The sequence below is a fragment of the Spirillospora sp. NPDC000708 genome (assembly GCF_040299565.1).
GTDB lineage: Bacteria > Actinomycetota > Actinomycetes > Streptosporangiales > Streptosporangiaceae > Spirillospora.
In genome coordinates this window covers 102,160-121,053 of sequence record NZ_JBEPCJ010000023.1, presented here as the reverse complement: position 1 = coordinate 121,053, position 18,894 = coordinate 102,160, and the positions used below count along the sequence as shown (strand labels likewise).

At 75.2% G+C, this 18,894-nt stretch carries 18 protein-coding genes and 2 rRNA genes; 15 read left to right on the top strand and 5 right to left on the bottom strand.

All coding sequences use genetic code 11. The annotated features are described in order from the left end of the window. Together ABT299_RS18950 and rrf are read left to right on the top strand one after the other, a co-directional pair. A 23S ribosomal RNA gene (locus tag ABT299_RS18950) occupies positions 1–201 on the top strand; the annotation flags it as partial. A gap of 156 nt (positions 202–357) precedes the next feature. Then, positions 358–474, top strand: a 5S ribosomal RNA gene (gene rrf, locus ABT299_RS18945). 97 nt (positions 475–571) lie between these two features. On the opposite strand, the gene ABT299_RS18940 is transcribed toward rrf, so the two are convergent. Further along, positions 572–1,924, bottom strand: coding sequence for a hypothetical protein (locus tag ABT299_RS18940; protein WP_500251543.1), 1,353 nt, complete (start codon positions 1,922–1,924; stop codon positions 572–574). Between the two features lie 6 nt (positions 1,925–1,930). Between ABT299_RS18940 and ABT299_RS18935 the strand changes: the two genes are divergently transcribed. The 3 genes from ABT299_RS18935 to ABT299_RS18925 all read left to right on the top strand — a co-directional run bounded on the left by ABT299_RS18935 (position 1,931) and on the right by ABT299_RS18925 (position 4,807). Then, on the top strand, positions 1,931–2,890 hold the full coding sequence (locus ABT299_RS18935) for a hypothetical protein (RefSeq protein WP_500251542.1): 960 nt from the start codon (positions 1,931–1,933) through the stop codon (positions 2,888–2,890). A gap of 131 nt (positions 2,891–3,021) precedes the next feature. Next, positions 3,022–3,825 carry an SAM-dependent methyltransferase gene (locus tag ABT299_RS18930; RefSeq protein WP_500251541.1) on the top strand — a complete coding sequence of 268 codons (804 nt, stop codon included), beginning with the start codon at positions 3,022–3,024 and terminating at the stop codon, positions 3,823–3,825. Between the two features lie 130 nt (positions 3,826–3,955). Then, on the top strand, positions 3,956–4,807 hold the full coding sequence (locus ABT299_RS18925) for a dienelactone hydrolase family protein (RefSeq protein WP_500251540.1): 852 nt from the start codon (positions 3,956–3,958) through the stop codon (positions 4,805–4,807). Between the two features lie 13 nt (positions 4,808–4,820). On the opposite strand, the gene ABT299_RS18920 is transcribed toward ABT299_RS18925, so the two are convergent. The 3 genes from ABT299_RS18920 to ABT299_RS18910 form a co-directional block, all read right to left on the bottom strand. Next, positions 4,821–5,756: an MBL fold metallo-hydrolase gene (locus ABT299_RS18920; RefSeq protein WP_500197068.1), complete on the bottom strand. Its 936-nt coding sequence runs from the start codon at positions 5,754–5,756 to the stop codon at positions 4,821–4,823. Between the two features lie 83 nt (positions 5,757–5,839). Further along, a complete protein-coding gene (locus ABT299_RS18915) occupies positions 5,840–6,244 on the bottom strand; it encodes an NUDIX hydrolase (protein WP_190866195.1) in 405 nt (134 codons plus the stop codon). Further along, positions 6,241–7,584: a DUF1015 family protein gene (locus tag ABT299_RS18910; RefSeq protein ID WP_500251539.1), complete on the bottom strand. Its 1,344-nt coding sequence runs from the start codon at positions 7,582–7,584 to the stop codon at positions 6,241–6,243. The genes ABT299_RS18915 and ABT299_RS18910 overlap by 4 nt, the downstream gene beginning before the upstream one ends. Positions 7,585–7,656: 72 nt before the next feature. On the opposite strand from ABT299_RS18910, the gene ABT299_RS18905 reads away from it, so the two are divergent. Continuing rightward, positions 7,657–8,100 carry a tetratricopeptide repeat protein gene (locus ABT299_RS18905; protein WP_190866199.1) on the top strand — a complete coding sequence of 148 codons (444 nt, stop codon included), beginning with the start codon at positions 7,657–7,659 and terminating at the stop codon, positions 8,098–8,100. An 81-nt stretch (positions 8,101–8,181) separates the two neighbouring features. Beyond that, on the top strand, positions 8,182–9,195 hold the full coding sequence (locus tag ABT299_RS18900) for an HAD-IIA family hydrolase (RefSeq protein WP_500251538.1): 1,014 nt from the start codon (positions 8,182–8,184) through the stop codon (positions 9,193–9,195). A 45-nt stretch (positions 9,196–9,240) separates the two neighbouring features. Here ABT299_RS18900 and ABT299_RS18895 read toward each other — a convergent pair whose 3' ends face one another. Then, the gene (locus ABT299_RS18895) at positions 9,241–9,582 is read right to left on the bottom strand and encodes an SCP2 sterol-binding domain-containing protein (protein ID WP_190866203.1); all 342 of its coding nucleotides are present in this window, start codon (positions 9,580–9,582) and stop codon (positions 9,241–9,243) included. A 116-nt stretch (positions 9,583–9,698) separates the two neighbouring features. On the opposite strand from ABT299_RS18895, the gene ABT299_RS18890 reads away from it, so the two are divergent. The 8 genes from ABT299_RS18890 (at position 9,699) to murJ (ending at position 18,884) form a co-directional block, all read left to right on the top strand. After that, positions 9,699–10,007 carry a hypothetical protein gene (locus tag ABT299_RS18890; RefSeq protein ID WP_190866205.1) on the top strand — a complete coding sequence of 103 codons (309 nt, stop codon included), beginning with the start codon at positions 9,699–9,701 and terminating at the stop codon, positions 10,005–10,007. 31 nt (positions 10,008–10,038) lie between these two features. After that, positions 10,039–10,842, top strand: coding sequence for a TlyA family RNA methyltransferase (locus ABT299_RS18885; RefSeq protein WP_190866207.1), 804 nt, complete (start codon positions 10,039–10,041; stop codon positions 10,840–10,842). Positions 10,843–10,987: 145 nt separating this feature from the next. Continuing rightward, on the top strand, positions 10,988–12,016 hold the full coding sequence (locus tag ABT299_RS18880; RefSeq protein WP_190866209.1) for an NAD kinase: 1,029 nt from the start codon (positions 10,988–10,990) through the stop codon (positions 12,014–12,016). 58 nt (positions 12,017–12,074) lie between these two features. Next, positions 12,075–13,781, top strand: a complete 1,707-nt coding sequence (gene recN, locus ABT299_RS18875) for a DNA repair protein RecN (protein ID WP_190866211.1) — start codon at positions 12,075–12,077, stop codon at positions 13,779–13,781. Between the two features lie 114 nt (positions 13,782–13,895). After that, a complete protein-coding gene (steA, locus tag ABT299_RS18870) occupies positions 13,896–15,140 on the top strand; it encodes a putative cytokinetic ring protein SteA (protein ID WP_190866213.1) in 1,245 nt (414 codons plus the stop codon). Then, on the top strand, positions 15,137–16,093 hold the full coding sequence (locus ABT299_RS18865) for a copper transporter (protein ID WP_500251537.1): 957 nt from the start codon (positions 15,137–15,139) through the stop codon (positions 16,091–16,093). Before steA ends, ABT299_RS18865 begins: the two co-directional genes overlap by 4 nt. A 7-nt stretch (positions 16,094–16,100) precedes the next feature. Beyond that, positions 16,101–17,096: a hypothetical protein gene (locus ABT299_RS18860; RefSeq protein ID WP_241756364.1), complete on the top strand. Its 996-nt coding sequence runs from the start codon at positions 16,101–16,103 to the stop codon at positions 17,094–17,096. Between the two features lie 57 nt (positions 17,097–17,153). Next, on the top strand, positions 17,154–18,884 hold the full coding sequence (gene murJ / locus ABT299_RS18855; protein WP_190866217.1) for a murein biosynthesis integral membrane protein MurJ: 1,731 nt from the start codon (positions 17,154–17,156) through the stop codon (positions 18,882–18,884). Positions 18,885–18,894: the final 10 nt, after the last annotated feature.

Here is an 18,894-nt window from a genome sequence, read left to right as displayed (position 1 = left end):
CAGGGGCACGGCTGGTTGGCTACGTTCGGTCGGGATAACCGCTGAAAGCATCTAAGCGGGAAGCCTTCCTCGAGATGAGTTCTCCCTCCCCTCTTCGGAGGGGGTAAGGCTCCCAATAGACGATTGGGTTGATAGGCCGGGTATGGAAGCGCGGTAACGTGTGGAGTTGACCGGTACTAATAGGCCGAGTGGCTTGAACACACTGAACGTTCAATTCGAATCGCTGTTGTGTGGAGTGTTCGCGTCCCTGTGTGGTTCCCAGGAAACAACCGGGAACCGCTGGTATAAGTGAAGATTCGAGCCTGGTCGCTCGGACGAGTCTTCCCGCGCCCGTTTGCGGGTGTTGGGGTTTGGTCGTTCGGTGGTTATGGCGGAGGGGAAACACCCGGTCCCATTCCGAACCCGGAAGTTAAGCCCTTCAGCGCCGATGGTACTGCATGGGAGACTGTGTGGGAGAGTAGGACACCGCCGGACATATATTGGTCGAGGGTCGCACCCCGTTTTTCGGGGGCGGCCCTCGACGCATGTCATGGACCTGCCGAAGTAGGCTGCAGGAGTCCATGAACCACCTTCAAGAACAGTGACGGACGTGATGAGCGCGGAAGAGGACGGCCGCAGCGACGAGAACCGCGAGCGGCGGGGGAAGAACGGCGGGCGGAGCGCGCCCGGCGCTCGTGGGGGCACCGGCGGGCCCGGCGCGCGCGGAAGCGGCGGTCCTCGCGGATCCGCGCCTCGCAACGGCGGTCCCAAGGGCGGCAAGGGCCGTCCCGGCGCCGGGGGCGGCTGGAAGGGACGCGACGGCCAGGGCCGGCGGAACGACCGGCCCTCCGATCGCCCGTTCCGGGGGGCTGACGACCGTCGCGGTGGCGAGGGAGGCCCGCGCGAGCGGCGCGATGACCGTTTCGGCGGCGGACGCGGCGGCGAGCGCGGCCAAGGACGGTTCGGTGGCGCCGGCGGCGAGCGCCGGAACGCAGGCCCCCGCGATGAACGACGTTCCGGCGCGCCCGGCGGCCAGCGTGGCGGGAAGCCCGGTGGCCGTGGCGACGGGCGCTTCGGCGGCCAGGGCGGGCCTCGCACCGGGCCGGGCGGACCGCGCGCCGGACAAGGCGCTGGCGGTGGCCGCTCCGGCGGTGGCCAGGGCCCGCGCGGCGAGGGCCGCGAGCAGCGCTTCGGTGGCCCCCGTGGTGAGCGCCGCGACGACCGCTTCGGTGGTCCGCGCGGTGGTGGCCCCGGCTCCGGTGGCGGAAACCGTGAAGAGCGTTTCGGTGGCCCGCGCGCTGGTGGCCAGGGTCCGCGTGGCGAGCGTCGTGAGGGTGGCTTCGGTGGCCCGCGCGGTGAGCGTCGCGAGGGTGGCTTCGGCGGACCCCGTGGTGAGCGCCGTGAAGGCGGCTTTGCCGGGCCGCGCGGTGAGCGTCGTGAGGGCGGTTTCGGTGGCGGACGCGGGCCGCGGGGCGAGAGCCGCGGTGGCCGGCCCGGTGGGCCGCGCGGTGAAGCGCGCTCGGGCGGGCCTCGCGAGTCCCGTCCCGGTGGCCGGCAGGGCGAGCGCGGGTTCGAGGGCCGGCCGAAGGACCGCCGCTTCCCGGACCGCGACAAGCGCGGCGGGCGCGAGGGCGGCCGTCCCAGCAGCGGGTTCCGCCAGGAGCGGCCCGGTGGGCGCCGGTTCGAGGGTGATCGGGAACGGCCGCGCGGGCAGCGCGACGGCGGAGGGTTCCGCGGTCGCGGACCCGGGCGTCCCGAGGAGCGGGGCGGACGCCCGCACGGCCCGGGACGCGGCCGTCCCGCGGCGGCCGAGCGGGAGCGTCCGGCCCCCAAGCACGACGATCCGCTGCTGCCCGACGACGTCACCGGCGACGAACTGGACGCGGAGGCCCGCGCCGAGCTGCGGACGCTGCCGAAGGACCTCGCGGAGCGCGTCGCGCGGCACCTGGTGATGGCGGGGCGGCTGTCCGAGGAGGAGCCGGAGCAGGCGTACAAGCACGCCCGTGCCGCGCGCCGGCTCGCGTCGCGCGTCGGCATCGTCCGGGAGGCCGCCGGGATCGCCGCGTACCAGACGGGGGAGTGGGCCGAGGCGCTCGCCGAGCTGCGGGCGGCCCGCAGGCTGGGTGCGGGCGACGACTCGTACCTGCCCGTCATGGCCGACTGCGAGCGCGGGATGGGACGTCCCGAACGCGCCCTCGACGTGATCAAGTCGCCGGAGGCGGACCGGCTCGACCCGATGGGGCGGGTGGAGCTGCGCATCGTCGAGTCGGGCGTGCGCCGCGACCTCGGCCAGTACGACGCCGCCGTGGTGACGCTGCAGATCCCCGAGCTGCGGGACCGGCGGCTGAAGCCCTGGTCGGCGCGGCTCTTCTACGCCTACGCCGACGCGCTCGCGGAGGCGGGGCGCGAGGAGGAGGCGTCCGACTGGTTCGCCCGCGCGGCGGCCGCGGACCGCGACGGCGAGACCGACGCCGCCGAACGCTACGCGGAGCTCGAAGGACTCCACATCCTCGACACCGAGGAGGACGGCGAGGAGTCCCCCGAGGACCTCGCCTCGAGGCAGGAGCCGGACGACGTGGCCGCGGACGGCGGCGAGGCCGACGAGGCCGGCGAGGCCGTGGCGGCCCCCGCCGAGCCGGTCGCGGAGGAGCCCGAGGAGCCCGAGGAGCCGGCCGCGGCGGTGCCGGAGATCGTCACGGCGACGGACATCCAGTTCAAGCCCGCCGATCCCGAGATCCTGGAGCCCGCCCCGGAGGAGCTTCCGGAGGCGCCCGCGGTGTTCCTCGAGCCGAAGACCGCCGAGCCGGAGCCCGATCTCGACCAGGCCGCCGCCGAGCCCGAGCCTCCCGCCAAGGCGGAGGCCGACGAGGACGAGCCCGGTCCGGACGAGGGGCCGAAGGCCGGCGGCTGATCCGCTGAGCCGGTTTCCGGACGCGCCGCTCCGGTGCGTCCGGAAACCGGAGCCGGCCCTCGTAGCGGACGAGAGGCCGGAAAGGGCCGAATGAAGATCCTTTGCCGGGGTCCGCCGCTAGTCTGTGCCGCATGACCGCCGGTAAGGAAGAGATCGCCCCGAAGGGCATCGACGTCGCGACGCCGCACATCGCGCGGATCTACGACTACTGGCTGGGCGGCAAGGACAACTTCGCCTCCGACCGGGCGGCCGCCGAGCAGGTGATGCTCGCGACGCCGACCATCAAGCCGGGCGTCACCGCGAACCGGGCCTTCCTGAGCCGCGCCGTGCGGACGATCGTCGGGCACGGCGTCACCCAGTTCCTCGACATCGGCACGGGCATCCCCACCGCGAACAACACGCACATGGTCGCGCAGGCCGCCGACCCCGAGTGCCGGGTGGTGTACGCGGACAACGACCCGATCGTGCTCGCGCACGCGCGGGCCCTGCTGTCCGGCGTGACCGCGCCGACCGCGTTCGTGGACGCCGACCTGCGCGACACGGGCCGGATCCTGGACGAGGCCGCGCGGCTGCTCGACTTCGACCGTCCGGTGGGCCTGCTGCTGATCGCGGTGCTGCACTGCGTCCCGGACGACGACGACCCGCGCGGCATCGTCGGCACGCTGCTGGACGCCCTCGCGCCCGGCAGCTTCCTCGCCGTCACCCATCCGGGCATCGACCAGATGCCGGAGCAGATGGCGGCCGCGGAGGACGCCCTCACCAAGGCGATGGGCTTCCGCGTGACCTTCCGCACTCGCGGCGGGGTCGGCGCGTTCTTCTCCGGGCTCGACCTCCTCGACCCGGGGGTCGTCCCGGTCCAGGACTGGCGTCCCGATGAGGACGCGGCGCCGTCGGCCACGACCGGGATGTGGGGCGGCGTGGCCCGGAAGCCGTGATCGCCGCCCGGACGGCACGTCGGGTTCGGCGGACGGGCAGGCCGCGCACGAGTTATTCGATAGTGTGTCAATAACTTAGCTCGGCGGCCCGCGCGGGAGGCCGGGTCCGCTGCGACGGAAGGGCCGGGTCATGGCCGACGACAGCATGTCCGACTTCTCCCGGGGGTCGTTCGCGCACGGCGGCGCGTCCCACCGCGTGTTCCGGTCCGGGACCGGGCCCGCCGTCATCGTGATGGCGGAGGTCCCGGGCATCACCCCGAAGGTGCTCGCGTTCGCCCGGCGCGTCCGCGACCTGGGCCTGACCGTCGTGCTGCCGGACCTCTTCGGGACGGCCGGACGCGACCCCGATCCGGCCGCGCACGGCTGGTCCGGCACCATCGCCTACGGCGTCCGCGCCATGGCCCCGCTCTGCGTCCGCCGCGAGTTCACCAAGCTCGCCACGGGGCGGACCTCGCCGATCGTGACCTGGCTGCGCGCGCTGGCCGCGCGCGAGCACGCCGAATGCGGCGGGCCCGGCGTCGGCGCTGTGGGCATGTGCTTCACCGGCGGGTTCGCGCTGGCGATGGCCGCCGACGACCGGCTCCTGGCGGCCGTGCTGTCCCAGCCGTCGCTGCCGCTGCCGGTCACCCGCGCGCAGCGGCGCACGATCGACATCGCGCCCGCGGACCTCGCGGCGGTGAAGCGGCGCGGCGCGGACGACCTGACGGTGCTGGGCCTGCGGTTCCGCGGCGACCGGCTCGTCCCGGGCGAACGGTTCGACTTCCTGCGCCGGCAGCTCGGCGACGCGTTCGTCGCCGTGGAACTGGACGACTCGGCGGCGAACCCGGACGCGCTGCTCAGGCCGCACTCGGTCCTCACCGAGCACCTGATCGACGAGCCGGGCCAGCCCACGCGCGACGCGCTGGAGCAGGTCCTGGAGCTGTTCCGCGCCCGCCTGCTCCTGCCGGAGGGCGACGAGGCGCCCGTCGGAGAGGGCGCGTAGGCCGCGCCGCCCGTCAGGCGTGCCGGTCGAGGGCGTGCATGATGCCCGCGACATTGTTGGCCGGGCTGTTGAGGACGTCGTACTTGGCGGCCAGCTCGGGGTCGAGGTCGGCGCTGTTGATGGCGTAGCGGTCCTTCGTGCGCTCCACCACCGCCGCCACGGCGTGGTCCAGTTCGAGGCCCCGGTCCCTGGCGTCGCGGACCGCGTCGACCCAGACGCGCAGCTCCTCGGCGGAGCGTTCCAGCGTGCCCTCGACCTCGGTGACCGGGCCGTAGTGCGCGAACAGCAGCCGCTCCGGGCCGAGGTCGCGGAACCTGCCGAGCGACGCCAGTGCCGTGTCGAGGTCGAAGTCCGGCGGCGGGGTGGCGGGCCGCACGTCCGCCGTCTCCGGGATGTAGATGCCGGCGGCGTCGCCCACGTACAGGTCGCCGGTGCCGGAGTCGACGAGGCCGACGTGGTGCTTGGCGTGGCCGGGGGAGTAGTGCGACTCCAGGCGGCGGCCGCCGCCGAGGTCGACCACGCCGGTGTCCTCGACGGCGCGGATGCGCGCGGAGTCGGTCGGCTTCAGCTCGCCGAACAGGGTGTCGAGGGCGTCGCCCCACACCATGCGGGCGCTGCGCATGAGGCGGGACGGGTCGGCGAGGTGCCGGGCCCCCTTCTCGTGCACGACGATCTCGGCCTGCGGGTACAGCGCGGCGATGTCGCCGACGCCGCCCGCGTGGTCGAGGTGGATGTGGGTGACCACGACGCTCGCGAGGTCGTCCGCGCCGACGCCGAGCTCGCTCAGCGCCCGCTGGACGACGGGCGCGGAGCCGGCGGTCCCCGGCTCGATCAGGCACGGCCGGTCGGCGAGGATCAGGTACGCGGCGGTGATGCCGGAGTGGCCCGCCAGCAGGGTGTCGATCTCGTAGACGCCTCCGCCGAGCGCCGTGATGTTCGAGGAGTTCATGGGCAGATCATCGCCCCCGGCGGCCGGTCCCGGCCACCCGGGGCGGTGCCCGGACGGCCCGCGCGGCCGAAGCGGGGCGGCGGTCAGCGCAGCCGGCCCGCCGCGTGCAGGTCGTCGAAGATCAGCTGGTCGACGGGCGACACCCGGCCGCGGTCGGCGTAGCCGAGCCAGGCGATCTCCTCGATCTCGCTGCTCGGCGCGGGCGTGCCGGTGTGGTCGGCGGTGTAGCAGGTCATCCGGACGGTGACGCCGCCGGCGTGCCCGTGCGCCTGCGCCTCCCAGGTGCCGAGGTGGGCGGCCGTCTCCGGCAGGACGTCGACGGTCAGCTCCTCCTTGACCTCGCGGACGAGCGTCCGCACGTCGGACTCGCCGGGCTCCCGCTTGCCTCCCGGCAGGTAGTAGACGTCCTTGCCGCGGGAGCGGGTGCTGAGGACGCGGCCCCCGTCCAGCAGGATCCAGGCGATCTTGTCGATGGTGCGGTCGGTCATCGCTCGCTTTCCGGGTCGAGGAGGCGCAGCACGAGGCCCGTCCGGGGCTTCGGGCCGAACGAGGTGGACTTGCGGGGGACCCGCTCGCCGCCGTTCGCGACGGCGAGGACGTCCGCCACCCGCAGCGGGTTGAGGACGACGGCGGTGCCGCCCGCGCGGCGGGCCCGGCCGAGGGCGGCGGACGGGTCGTCGTGCACGACCTCGATGGCGTTCTCGTTCTCGGGGACGTTCCACAGGTCCCCGACGAGCAGGTGGTCGAGGATCGCGGTGTCCAGGCGGCGCCAGCGCGGGGAGTGCTCGGACGGCATCACGCGGGCCAGCGCCGCGGGGTCGGGGTCGGTGAGCAGGTGGAGCCTCTCACCGCCGCCGAGCAGGAACGCGGGGCCCTGCGCCTCGCCCAGCGCGCGTACGGCCCGGTTCTCGTCCTCGAAGTCGGTGACGTGAAAGGCGCGGCGCGCGCGCTCGACGGCGTCGCCGGGCGCCAGGCCCGGCAGGACGCGATGGATCGCGCCGAGATGCGGCGGGTACCGCGTCGAGTCGACGAGCAGCGCCAGGCCCTGGTCCCACGGGCCGGGACCGTCCCCGGCGGCGTGGTGGCGCGCCTGCAGGGCGCGGTACGTGGCGTAGCGGTGGTGGCCGTCGGCGATCAGCGCCTGCTTGCCGCGCAGGTCGGCGGAGACGCGGGCGTGCAGCGCGGGATCGGCGATGCGCCACAGCCGGTGCGTGAGCCCGTCGTCGGCGCGGAAGGCCAGCAGCGGCTCCCGTCCCGCGGCGTCGTCGACGATCCGCGCCGCGTCGCCGCCGCCCTCGTACACCAGGAAGATCGGTTCGAGGTTGGCGCGGGCCGCCGCCATCAGCGCCAGCCGGTCGCGGACGGGACCGGGGAACACGTTCTCGTGCGGCAGGACGACCCGGTCGGCCTCCGCGCGCAGCCCGAGCGCGCCGATCAGGCCCCGCTGCAGCACCGTCCCGTCCTTGGCCGCCTCGTAGACGTACAGGGCCGGGTCGGGGTCGGTGGTGAGCACCCCCTCGGCGAGCCAGCGGCGCAGCGTCTCGCCCGCCTCCCGGTAGCTCTCGCCGGCGGCGCGCGGCATGTTCAGCCGGACGATGTTGTGCCCGCCGCCCGACAGCAGCCGGCCGACCTCCGCGTCGTCCACCAGGTCGTACGGGGGAGTGGTCACCGCGGCCAGGTCGCCCGCCCGCTCGGGGACGAACCGGACGCCGCGGAACGGCGCCAGCTCCAGCCCGCCGCCCGTCGCGGGCCCCGCGGACCCGAAGATCCGGGCGCTGAACTGTTCCGGTCCGAGCCCGGAGGGGAGGTCGTCGTCCACTGTGGGCATGGTAATCAGCGACGGGCCCCCGCGCGTCGGCCGGGTACCGTCGTGGTGATCAAGGTCCGATGGGAGGTCCACATGAGTGGTGAAGGACAGGGACGCCCGGACGATTCCCAAGGCGACGCCCCCGGCGAGCATCCCGCCGCTCCGGGCGGAGGCGTCTACGAGTGGTACACCCGGGGGCTGGAGCTGCTCCGCTCCGGGAGCGCGGCCGCCGCGCTGCAGCTGCTGACCAGGGCCGCGGAGGCCGAGCCGGCGTCGCACAGCATCCGGGAGGCGCTCGCCCGCGCGCAGTTCGGGGCGCGGCAGTTCGGCGCGGCGGCCGAGAGCTTCCAGAGCATCGTCGAGGAGGAGCCCGCCGAGGACTACGCGCGGTTCGGGTTAGGGTTGTCGCTCAGCAGGATGGGCGACTTCGAGGGCGCGGTCGAGCATCTCGCGCTCGCGGCGGCCATGCGTCCGGAGAACCAGGACTACGCCCGGGCGCTGCGGCACGCCCGAGCGACCCTCGCGTCCCGCAGGTGACCGCCGTCCGCCCCGTTCAGCCCCCCGATCCAGGCTTGGCCCCCGAACGAGCCATGGCCCCCCGATCCCGAGGAGCGTGCGATGAAGGGCAGTGACCGTCCCCTGAGCGAGGCGTACGACGTCGCCCTGCTGGACCTCGACGGCGTCGTGTACGTCGGGCAGCGGCCCGTCCCGGCGGCGGCCGAGTCGCTCGCGAAGGCCCGCGCGGCGGGGCAGCGGCTGGCGTTCGTGACCAACAACGCGTCCCGCACGCCGTCCGCGGTGGCGGCGCTGCTCAACGACGTCGGCGTGCCCGCGCACGCCGACGACGTGGTGACCTCGGCGCAGGCCGCCGCCCGGCTGCTGGCCGAACGGCTGCCCGCCGGGTCGGAGGTGCTGGTCGTCGGCGGGATGGGGCTGCGGCACGCCCTGTACGCGCGGGGGCTGCGGCCGGTGTCGGTGGCGTCCGGGCGCCCCCCGGCGGTCGTGCAGGGCTACGACCCCCGGCTGTCGTACGGGCTGCTGTCGGAGGGCGCCCAGGCGGTCAGCATGGGCGCCCTGTTCGTCGGCTCCAACCGCGACCTGACGATCCCGGGCGGCGACGGGCCGCTGCACCCCGGCAACGGGGCGCTGCTGCGCGTGATCAGCTCGGCCACGGGCGTCGAGCCGATCGTCACCGGCAAGCCCGAGCGGCCGCTGCACCACGAGTCGATCCTGCGGACGGGCGCCGAACGCCCCCTGGTCGTCGGGGACCGGCTCGACACCGACATCGAGGGCGCCTTCAACGGCGGCGCCGACAGCCTGCTCGTCTTCACCGGCGTCACCGACCACATGCAGGCCCTCACCGCGCCGCCCGACCACCGCCCCACCTACCTGGCGCACGACCTGACCGGGCTGCTCGTCCCGCACCCCGAGGTCGCGCGGGACGGCGGCCGGTACTCCTGCGGCGGCTGGACGGTGACCCGGGACGGCGACCGGTTCGACGTCACCGGCTCCGGCGAGCCCTACGACGGCCTGCGCGCCCTCGCGTCCGCCGCCTGGCAGGACGCCGCCCCGCCGGCGGCGGAGGCGCTCAGCGGCGCGCTGGGCGCCCTGGGGCTGCCCCGCCTGCGCTGAGCGGGCTGAGCGGCCTGCGAGGGGCGAACGGGACGAACCGGGCGATCACAGCAGCCTGCGCAGCCGCAGCAGGTCGAACACGCTCGCCTCGACCTTGAGGCGGCCGGCCGCCCACGCCTTGGCCGGGTTCAGCTCCTCGTGCGCCATGGCGACGAGGTCGTCGCTGTCCACGGTCAGGCGGACCTGGGCGGCGGCCGGGTCGGCGGCGGGCTCGAACGGGTCCAGGCCGCCCACGTGCAGGCGCGTCCGGTAGGCCAGCCCGAGATCGGGGATGCGGCAGCTGATCGTGCGCTCGACCACGTGCTCGGCGAACCGGTCGGCGTCCACCTCCGCCAGCCGCTCCGCGATCCGGTCGAGCGCCGTCCGGCAGTCGTCCTCGTTCGCCATGGTCAGGCCGTTCCCCGTTCGATCGGCAACGATGTCGTTCTGGGACGGTAGCGTTCGCAGTGGCCGTGCGGCGACTCGCCGCCCGCGCCGGGAGGACCCAAGGGGAGGTACACGTGATGTCCGACGAGCCCGCGGCGACGCCGGGACCGGCGCCGCTCCCGCCGGCCGAGGCGGACGGCGAGGAGCCGGGCCTCCCGGCCGCGCCGCCGCCCGAGCCCACCGGCGACCCGCGGGTGGACGAGGCCGTCGCGCGCCTGGCCGATCTGGCGGGACGGCCCGTCCCCGGCCACGTCGAGATCTTCGAGGGCGTGCACCAGCGCCTCCAGGACCTGCTGGCCGGGGCGGAGGGCCCCTCCGGCGAGGCGGGCCCGGCGGTGCCGCAGCCCCGGCCCGCGTTCCCCGACGCCCTGCGCCCCCGCCCGTGAGCCCGGTGGCGACGATCACGGGGGCGGGACGATGGCGGTGAGGCGGCGGCTGGACGCCGAGCTGGTGCGGCGCGAGCTCGCCCGGTCCCGCGAGCACGCGAGCCAGCTGATCGCCGACGGCCGGGTCAGGGTCGGCGGGCAGCGCGCGACCAAGCCCGCGACGCAGGTCGAGACGGGCGCGGCGATCCTCGTCGACGAGGCCGCCGGCGGCCCCGAGTACGTCTCGCGCGGCGGCCACAAGCTCGCCGGCGCCCTCGCGGCCTTCCAGGGCCTGGAGACCGAGGGCCGCGTGTGCCTGGACGCCGGCGCCTCGACCGGCGGGTTCACCGACGTGCTGCTGCGCGCGGGCGCCGCGCACGTGTACGCCGTCGACGTCGGGTACGGGCAGATCGCCTGGTCCCTGCGGACCGACGAGCGGGTCACGGTGATCGAGCGGGTCAACATCCGCGACCTGGAGCCCGCGACGCTCGGCGGGGCGCGGCCCGGCCTGGTGGTCGGCGACCTGTCGTTCATCTCGCTGAAGCTCGTCCTCGGCCCGGTGCAGCGGTGCGCCGACCCCGCCGCCGACTACGCGATGATGGTCAAGCCGCAGTTCGAGGTCGGCAAGGACCGGGTCGGCGCCGGCGGTGTCGTCCGCGACCCGGGGCTGCGCGCCGAGGCGGTCCGCGGCGTCGCCGGGCACGCCGCGACGCTCGGGCTCGGCGTCCTCGGCGTGACCGCGAGCCCGCTGCCCGGGCCGTCGGGGAACGTCGAGTACTTCCTGTGGCTGCGGGCCGGCGCGCCGCCCCTCGACGACGCCGACCTGGAGAAGGCGATCGCGGAGGGTCCGCAGTGATCGTGCGTGCGCGCGCGGCCGTACAGAGGGCGTCCGAGAACACAGCGGCCCGGAGAACGGCGCCCGCGGCGGGAACGCCCGCGGCGGGGGCGTTCGTCGAGAGAACGTCGGCACGCCGGGTCGGGCCGGGGAGTGGGGCGAGGGTATGAGCAAGAGGTCGGTGCTGGTCGTGGCGCACACCGGGCGGCCGGAGGCGGTCCGCAGCGCCCAGCTGGTCATCGAGCGGCTCAGCGCGGCCGGGATCCGCGTCCGGGTCCTGGACCGCGAGGCCGAGGAGCTCGGCCGCGAGGGCGTGGAGGTGATGCCGAGCGCGGCGGCCGCGGCGGAGGGCGCCGAGGTCGTGATGGTGCTCGGCGGCGACGGGACGCTGCTGCGCGCCGCCGACCTGACCCGCACGTCCGGGACGCCGCTGCTGGGCGTGAACCTCGGGCACGTCGGGTTCCTCGCGGAGGCCGAGCGGGAGGACCTCGCCGCCACCGTCGACCGGGTGGTGACGCGCCGCTACGACGTCGAGGAGCGCATGACGATCGACGTCACCGTCCGCCGCAACGGCACGGTGATGGGCGCGACGTGGGCGCTCAACGAGGCGAGCATCGAGAAGGCCGAGCGGGAGCGGATGCTGGAGGTCGTCGCGGAGATCGACGGCCGGCCGCTGTCGAACTGGGGCTGCGACGGCGTGGTGTGCGCCACCCCGACCGGCTCCACCGCGTACGCGTTCTCCGCGGGCGGCCCCGTGGTGTGGCCGGAGGTCGAGGCGATGCTGGTCGTGCCGATCAGCGCGCACTCGCTGTTCGCGCGCCCGCTGGTGGTGTCGCCGCGGTCGCTGGTGGCGGTGGAGGTGCTCGCGGACACGCCGCGCGCGGTGCTGTGGTGCGACGGGCAGCGGACCCTCGACCTGCCGCCCGGCGCCCGGGTCGAGGTCCGGCGCGGCGCCGAGCCGGTCCGGCTCGCCCGGCTGCACCTCACCCCGTTCACCGACCGGCTCGTCACCAAGTTCGGGCTCCCGGTGACGGGCTGGCGGGGCCGGGTCCGACAGCCCGCGACCCCCTCCCCGGCGGAGGAGGTGCCGCAGGTCACCGGGGTCGAGACGATCGGCGGCGGAACCGGGGCCGCGCCGGGGGCGTCCGACCTCGCCGGGACGGACGGGGGAGCATCCGGCGCGCAGAGTGGATAATCTCCACAGGCGCTGATCGGGGATTCGTTTGCGGAGGGTTGTGACGCTGGTGCGTCCGATGGTCGATGAGGTGCGGATCCAGGGCCTCGGCGTGATCGACGAGGCCGTGCTCGATCTGTCGCCGGGGTTCAACGTGGTGACCGGCGAGACCGGGGCCGGCAAGACCATGGTGGTGACGAGCCTGGGCCTGCTGTTCGGCGGCCGCGCCGACCCGCAGCGGGTCCGGCCCGGCGCCGGCCGTGCCGCCGTGGAGGGGCGGATCGTGGTCGACCCGGGCGGCCGGGCGGTCGAGCGGGTCGAGGAGGCCGGCGGCGAGCTGGACGACGGTGCGCTGATCGTGACCCGGTCGGTGTCCGCGGAGGGCCGCTCCCGGGCGTTCCTCGGCGGCCGGTCGGTCCCGGTGAGCGTGCTGATCAACCTCGCCGACGACCTGGTCGCCGTGCACGGCCAGTCCGACCAGCAGCGGCTGCTGCAGGCCGGGCGGCAGCGCGGCGCGCTGGACCGGTACGCGGGCGCCGCCCTCACCAAGCCGATGCGCGCCTACACCAAGGCCTACCAGCGGCACCGCCAGGTCAGCGCCCTGCTGGAGGAGCTGACGACGCGGTCGCGGGAGCGCGCGCAGGAGGCCGACGTGCTCCGCTTCGGCCTGGAGGAGATCGAGAAGGTCGATCCCAAGGAGGGCGAGGACGTCGACCTCGCCGCCGAGGAGGAGCGGCTCGGGCACGCCGACGCGCTGCGCGGCGCGGCCGACACCGCGCACGAGGCGCTGCTCGGCGACGCCGCCGCGGCGTTCGAGGCCGCGAACGTGACGAGCCTGCTCGGCCAGGCCCGCAACGCCCTGGAGGCCGTCCGCGAGCACGACCCGGACCTGGCGGCGCTCGCCGACCGGCTCGCCGAGGCCGGCTACCTCGTCTCCGACGTCGGCACCGACCTCGCCTCCTACGCCGAGTCGGTGGACGCCGACCCGGCGCGGCTCGCCGCCGTCCAGGAGCGGCGCGCCGAGCTGACCTCGCTGGTCCGCAAGTACGGCGGCGAGGAGGGGACGGTGGCGGAGGTGCTGGAGTGGGCGCGCCGGTCGGCGGCCCGCCTCACCGAGCTGGACGGCGACGACGACCGCATCGACGAGCTGCGCGCCGAGCACGCCGAGCTGACCGAGCGGCTCGCCGCCGAGGCGGCGGAGCTGACCGCGGTCCGCGGCCGCGCCGCCGAGCGGTTCTCCGAGGCCGTCACCGCGGAGCTGACCGCGCTGGCGATGCCGCACGCCCGGGTCGTGGTGACCGTCACCCCCACCGACGACTACGGGCCGCACGGCGTCGACGAGGTGGAGGTGCGGCTCGCCCCGCACCCCGGCGCGCCGCCGCTGCCGCTGCACAAGGGCGCGTCGGGCGGCGAGCTGTCCCGGGTGATGCTGGCGATCGAGGTGGTGTTCGCCGGCGCCGACCCCGTCCCCACGTTCGTGTTCGACGAGGTCGACGCGGGCGTCGGCGGCAAGGCGGCGGTGGAGATCGGCCGCCGGCTCGCCCGCCTCGCCCGCAACGCGCAGGTGATCGTCGTCACGCACCTGCCGCAGGTCGCCGCGTTCGCCGACCAGCACCTGCTGGTGGAGAAGTCCGACGACGGCACCGTCACCAGCAGCGGCGTCACCGCGCTGGACCGGGAGGGCCGGATCCGGGAGCTGTCCCGGATGCTCGCCGGCCTGGAGGACTCCGAGCTCGGCCGGGCGCACGCCGAGGAACTGCTGGCCATGGCCGCCGAGGAACGCTAGCCGCTCCGCGAACAGGGAGAACGCACAAGTGAACACGGTGGGCGACGGGACGGACACGCCTCGTCGATCGTCCCTGCGGCTCTTTACTCCCGTGCTCTGGCAGGATGGCAGGCGATGAACGAACCGGCTCCCACCACCGAGCGGCGCGCCCGGCTGACGCAGCGGCTGACGCTGCCGCGCCGCGTGCTCGCGCTCGGCCGCGGCCGCGACGACGGCCGGCAGGGGGTCAGCGCGACCGTCCGGCTGGACCGCCGCACCAAGGACCTGACCAAGCGGCTGCAGCCCGGCGAGGTCGCCGTGATCGACCACGTCGACCTCGACCGGGTCAGCGCCGAGGCGCTGGTGTCGTGCCAGGTCGGCGCGGTGGTGAACGTCGCGCCGAGCATCTCCGGCCGGTACCCGAACCTCGGCCCGCAGATCCTGGTGGACGCCGGCGTCCCGCTCGTCGACGACGTCGGCCCGGAGATCTTCGGCAAGCTGCACGAGGGCGACCAGGTCCGGGTCGAGGGCCCGTCCGTCTACCTCGGCGAGGACGTCGTCGCCAAGGGCACCGAGCAGTCCGCCGAGACGGTCGAGACGGCGCTCACCGAGGCCAAGGCGGGGCTCGCCAGCCAGCTCGAGGCGTTCGTCGCCAACACGATGGAGTACGTCAAGCGCGAGCGCGACCTGCTCATCGACGGCGTCGGCGTGCCCGAGGTGGCCACGAAGATCAACGGCCGGCACGCGCTGATCGTGGTCCGCGGCTACCACTACCGCGAGGACATCGCGACCCTGCGGCCCTACATCCGCGAGTACCGGCCGGTCCTGATCGGGGTGGACGGCGGCGCGGACGCGCTGCTGGAGGCCGGCTACCGCCCCGACATGATCGTCGGCGACATGGACTCGGTCTCCGACGACGCGCTGACCTGCGGCGCGGAGATCGTCGTGCACGCCTACCGGGACGGGCGGGCGCCCGGCCTGAAGCGCGTGCACGAGCTGGGCCAGGAGGCCGTGGTCTTCCCCGCGACCGCCACCAGCGAGGACATCGCGATGCTGCTCGCCGACGACAAGGGCGCCACCCTGATCGTCGCGGTCGGCACGCACGCCAACATGGTCGAGTTCCTCGACAAGGGCCGCGCCGGCATGGCCAGCACGTTCCTCACCCGCCTCCGGGTCGGCAGCAAGCTGGTGGACGCCAAGGGCGTCTCCCGGCTGTACCGCAGCCGCATCTCCACCTGGTCGCTGCTGTTCCTCGTCCTCGGCGCGTTCGTCGCCATCGTCACCGCCGTCGCCATGTCCCCGGCGGGGGACGTCATCAGTCCCCTGCTGGCCGACCGCTGGCACGCCTTCGTCTTCTGGCTGACCGGACTCTTCACGTGATCGATTTCCGCTATCACCTCGTCTCCATCGTCGCGATCTTCCTCGCGCTGGCGCTCGGCATCGTGCTGGGCTCCACCACCCTGTCCAACTCGGTCGGCGACACGCTGCGCAAGCAGGTCAGCTCGGCGACCCGCAGCGCCCAGGAGGCGCGGGTCCAGCAGCGCCAGCTGCAGCACCAGGTGAACGGGGAGGAGCAGTTCAGCAAGGTGCTGTCGCCGCAGCTCGTCGCGGACCGGCTGAAGGGCCAGTCCGTCGTGCTGATCGAGACGCCGGGCGCCGGCAGCGACAGCATCGACCAGGTCAGCGAGCTGGCCAAGGACGCGGGCGCCGCCGTCACCGGCCGGGTGACGATCCAGAAGAAGCTGCTGGACGACGACCAGCAGAGCACCCTGGACGAGCTGGCCACCCAGCTGAAGAGCGACGGCGTGGAGTTCCCGTCGGGCGCCAGCTCCTACGACAAGGCGGGCGCGGTGCTGGCGAACGCGCTGCTCACCCGCGACCCCGCCAAGACGGGCCGCGAGGACGCCGCCGGCGGGGCCGTGCTCAGCGGCTTCAAGCAGGCCGGGTACATCACCACCAGCGGCAAGCCCGGCCGCCACGCCACCCTCGCCGTGATGGTCGCGCCGGCGAACCCGTACGCCTACGACGGCGGGGACCAGGACAACAAGGCACTGATCTCGCTGGCCACCGCCCTCGACGGCGCCGGTCGCGGTACGGTCGTCGGAGGCCCCGTCACCTCCGCGCAGGAGGGCGGGCTGATCGCGGCGCTGCGTGACTCCGACGCCGGCGACTCGGTCTCCGCCGTCGACATGGTGGACACCTCGTCCGGGCAGGTCGTGACGATCCTGGCGCTGCAGAACGAGCTGAACGGCAAGTCCGGACAGTACGGGACGGGCGCCGGCGCGAGCGGCTACCTGCCCTCGCCCGCGCCCACGGCGGGGAAGAGCGGGTGACGACCTGATGAACCGACGCATCGCCTCGGGGTCGGCGAGGGGCGCGCGGCTGCTGGCGGGGATGGGCCTGGGCGCCGTCGCGGCGCGGGCCGCGTACGTCGCGCTGACGCGGCGTCCGCCGGGCCTCAACGGCCTGCCGGGCGAGGAGGTGTGGGACCGCACCAACCACCGCGGCGAGCCGGTCACGCTGCTGGAGGGCCCCGCGCTGGTGGCGGGCGCCGCCGCGGCCGGGCTGCTGGTGCCCGGCGCGACCGGCCGCACCCGCGCCGCCGCGCTGCTCGCGGGCGCCGCGTCGGGGATCCTCGGCGGCTACGACGACCTGGCGGGCTCGGCGTCGTCCCGCGGTTTCAAGGGCCATCTCGGCGCGCTCGCCCGCGGCGAGGTGACCAGCGGCGCGGTGAAGATCCTCGGCATCGGCGCGACCGGGCTGGCCGCCGCCGCGATCGCCGGGTCGCCCGCTCCGACGCGGCGCGGCCGCGCGCTCGACACCGTCGTGAACGGCGCGATCGTGGCGGGCGGCGCCAACCTGATGAACCTGTTCGACCTGCGGCCCGGCCGCGCCATCAAGGTCGGCGTCATCACCGGGACGCCGCTGGCGCTGGCCCGGCCGTCGTCGGCCGTCGCCGCCGCGCCGCTGGGCGCCGCCGCGGCGCTGCTGCCCGAGGACCTCGCCGAGCGGGCGATGCTCGGCGACACCGGCTCCAACGCGCTCGGCGCGCTGCTCGGCCTGGCCGCGACGCGGCTCGGCCGCGGTCCCCGGCTGGCCGTGCTGGGCGGGCTCGTCGCGCTGAACGCGGCCAGCGAGTTCGTCAGCTTCACCAAGGTCATCGCGGCGAACCCGGTGCTGAACCGGATCGACATGCTCGGCCGGCGCCCCGTCGCGGCGCCCGCCCCGGCGGCCGCCGCCGCGGCCGACAAGCCGGACATGGAGGACGCGTTCCGGCCGCACGTGCCGCCGCAGTCGGGCCCCGCCGGCGACGGCGTCACCGCGGACCCCGCGTAGGATCGCGGAGCCCCCGCCGGTCCCGACAGCGCCTTCCGTGACGAGTGCCCCTCACCGATGCCCGCCAACACCCCGTCCCGCACCTCGCCGAGCGACCCGCCGGCGGGCGGCGGGCCGCCCGATGAGCACGACGGCGACGCCGTGACGCCGTCGCCGCGCGGGTCCGCGCTGCGGCGGCTGACCGGCGGCCTCGCCGGCGCCGCCGTGGTGATCGGGGTCATCACGGTGCTGGCGCGGCTCGCCGGGTTCGGGCGGACGTACTCCTTCTCGCAGACGGTCACCACGTCCTGCCTGAGCCAGGCGTACTTCAGCGCGACGCAGCTGCCCAGCAGCATCTACGAGATCGTGGCGGGCGGCGCGCTGGCCAGCATGGTCGTCCCGGTGCTGGCCGGGCCCGCCGAGCGCGGCGACCGCGCCGAGGTCCGCCGGACCGCCTCGGCGCTGCTGACCTGGATCGTGCTGCTGATGCTGCCGCTCACGGCGCTGATGGCGGGGCTCTCCCATCCGCTGATGGACCTGGCGGTCTCCGAGCATCTGCAGGGATGCTCGCGCGACGACGTGGTGCGCGTCGGCGGGGACATGCTGGCGATCCAGTCCGTGCAGATGGTGATGTACGGGGCGGCCGTCGTGCTGTACGGGCTGCTGCAGTCGCACCGCCGGTTCGTGGCGCCCGCGCTGGCGCCGCTGGTGTCGAGCCTGGTGGTGATCGGCGCGTACGTCGCCTACGCGCCGCTCGGCCGGGGGTTCGAGAACGACCTGGCCGGGCTGCCGCTGGACGCCGAGCTGACGCTGTCGGTCGGCACGGCGCTCGGCGGCGTCGCGATGGCCGCGACGGCCGGGGTCGCCGCGTGGCGGCTGCGCCTGCGGTTGCGTCCCACGCTGCGGTTCCCGGACGGGGTGGCGCGGCGCGTGCGGCGGCTGGCGCTGGCGGGGATCGCGACGGTCGCGGCGCAGCAGCTGTCGACGCTGCTGATCGTGCGGCTCAGCTCGCGCGGCACCCGCGGCGCGCTCGCGAACTACCAGTACGCCTGGGCGATCTACCTGCTGCCCTGGGCGATCCTGGCGGTGCCGATCGCCACCAGCGCGTTCCCGATGCTGTCCGCGCGGATGAGCGCGGGGGAGCACGCCAGGTTCGACCAGGTCACCGCCGCCACCACCCGCGCGGTGATCCTGGTCTCGTGCGCCGGGGCGGCCGTGCTGGCGGCGGTGGCGGTGCCGGTCTCGGTGGTGTTCAACCCGGGCCATCCCGACCAGCAGGAGGTGCTGGCCCGCGCGGTGCTCGCCTTCGCGCCCGGCCTGCTCGGGTACGGGCTGGTCGCGCACCTCGGCCGCGTCCTGTACGCCTGCCATCGCGGCCGGATGGGCGCGATCGCGGTGGTCGTGGGCTGGGTCGTGGTGGCGGCGGTCGACGTGGTGCTGACGCTGTGGGTCCTCGATCCGAAATGGGTCGTGGCGGGCCTCGGCGCGGGCAACGCCGCCGGCATGACCGTGGCGGGCGTGCTGCTGGTCGGCACGCTGCTGCGCGCCCGGGGCGCGGGTGCCGTGCACGGGCTCGGGCGGGTGCTGGCCGCGGGGGTGCTCGGCGCCTGCGCGGGCGCCGCCGCGGGCTACGGGACGGCCGCGGTCCTCGGCGTCGGCGCGCCCGGCCTCGCCGGGCAGCTCCGCAACATCGGCACGGGGGCGCTGGCCGCGCTGGTCGCCGCCGCCGTGTTCCTGATCATCGCGTTCGTGGTCGACGGCCGGGACCTGCGGGCCGTCCTCACCCGGAAGGTCGCTCGCAGTGCCTGAGGAGACGAAC

Coding starts and splice junctions, on each gene's coding strand:
- ABT299_RS18935 (WP_500251542.1), top strand. CDS start 1,931: ATGGCGGGGCGGCTGTCCGAGGAGGAGCCGGAGCAGGCGTACAAGCAC.
- ABT299_RS18930 (WP_500251541.1), top strand. CDS start 3,022: ATGACCGCCGGTAAGGAAGAGATCGCCCCGAAGGGCATCGACGTCGCG.
- ABT299_RS18925 (WP_500251540.1), top strand. CDS start 3,956: ATGGCCGACGACAGCATGTCCGACTTCTCCCGGGGGTCGTTCGCGCAC.
- ABT299_RS18920 (WP_500197068.1), bottom strand. CDS start 5,756: ATGAACTCCTCGAACATCACGGCGCTCGGCGGAGGCGTCTACGAGATC.
- ABT299_RS18915 (WP_190866195.1), bottom strand. CDS start 6,244: ATGACCGACCGCACCATCGACAAGATCGCCTGGATCCTGCTGGACGGG.
- ABT299_RS18910 (WP_500251539.1), bottom strand. CDS start 7,584: ATGCCCACAGTGGACGACGACCTCCCCTCCGGGCTCGGACCGGAACAG.
- ABT299_RS18905 (WP_190866199.1), top strand. CDS start 7,657: ATGAGTGGTGAAGGACAGGGACGCCCGGACGATTCCCAAGGCGACGCC.
- ABT299_RS18900 (WP_500251538.1), top strand. CDS start 8,182: ATGAAGGGCAGTGACCGTCCCCTGAGCGAGGCGTACGACGTCGCCCTG.
- ABT299_RS18895 (WP_190866203.1), bottom strand. CDS start 9,582: ATGGCGAACGAGGACGACTGCCGGACGGCGCTCGACCGGATCGCGGAG.
- ABT299_RS18890 (WP_190866205.1), top strand. CDS start 9,699: ATGTCCGACGAGCCCGCGGCGACGCCGGGACCGGCGCCGCTCCCGCCG.
- ABT299_RS18885 (WP_190866207.1), top strand. CDS start 10,039: ATGGCGGTGAGGCGGCGGCTGGACGCCGAGCTGGTGCGGCGCGAGCTC.
- ABT299_RS18880 (WP_190866209.1), top strand. CDS start 10,988: ATGAGCAAGAGGTCGGTGCTGGTCGTGGCGCACACCGGGCGGCCGGAG.
- recN (WP_190866211.1), top strand. CDS start 12,075: ATGGTCGATGAGGTGCGGATCCAGGGCCTCGGCGTGATCGACGAGGCC.
- steA (WP_190866213.1), top strand. CDS start 13,896: ATGAACGAACCGGCTCCCACCACCGAGCGGCGCGCCCGGCTGACGCAG.
- ABT299_RS18860 (WP_241756364.1), top strand. CDS start 16,101: ATGAACCGACGCATCGCCTCGGGGTCGGCGAGGGGCGCGCGGCTGCTG.
- murJ (WP_190866217.1), top strand. CDS start 17,154: ATGCCCGCCAACACCCCGTCCCGCACCTCGCCGAGCGACCCGCCGGCG.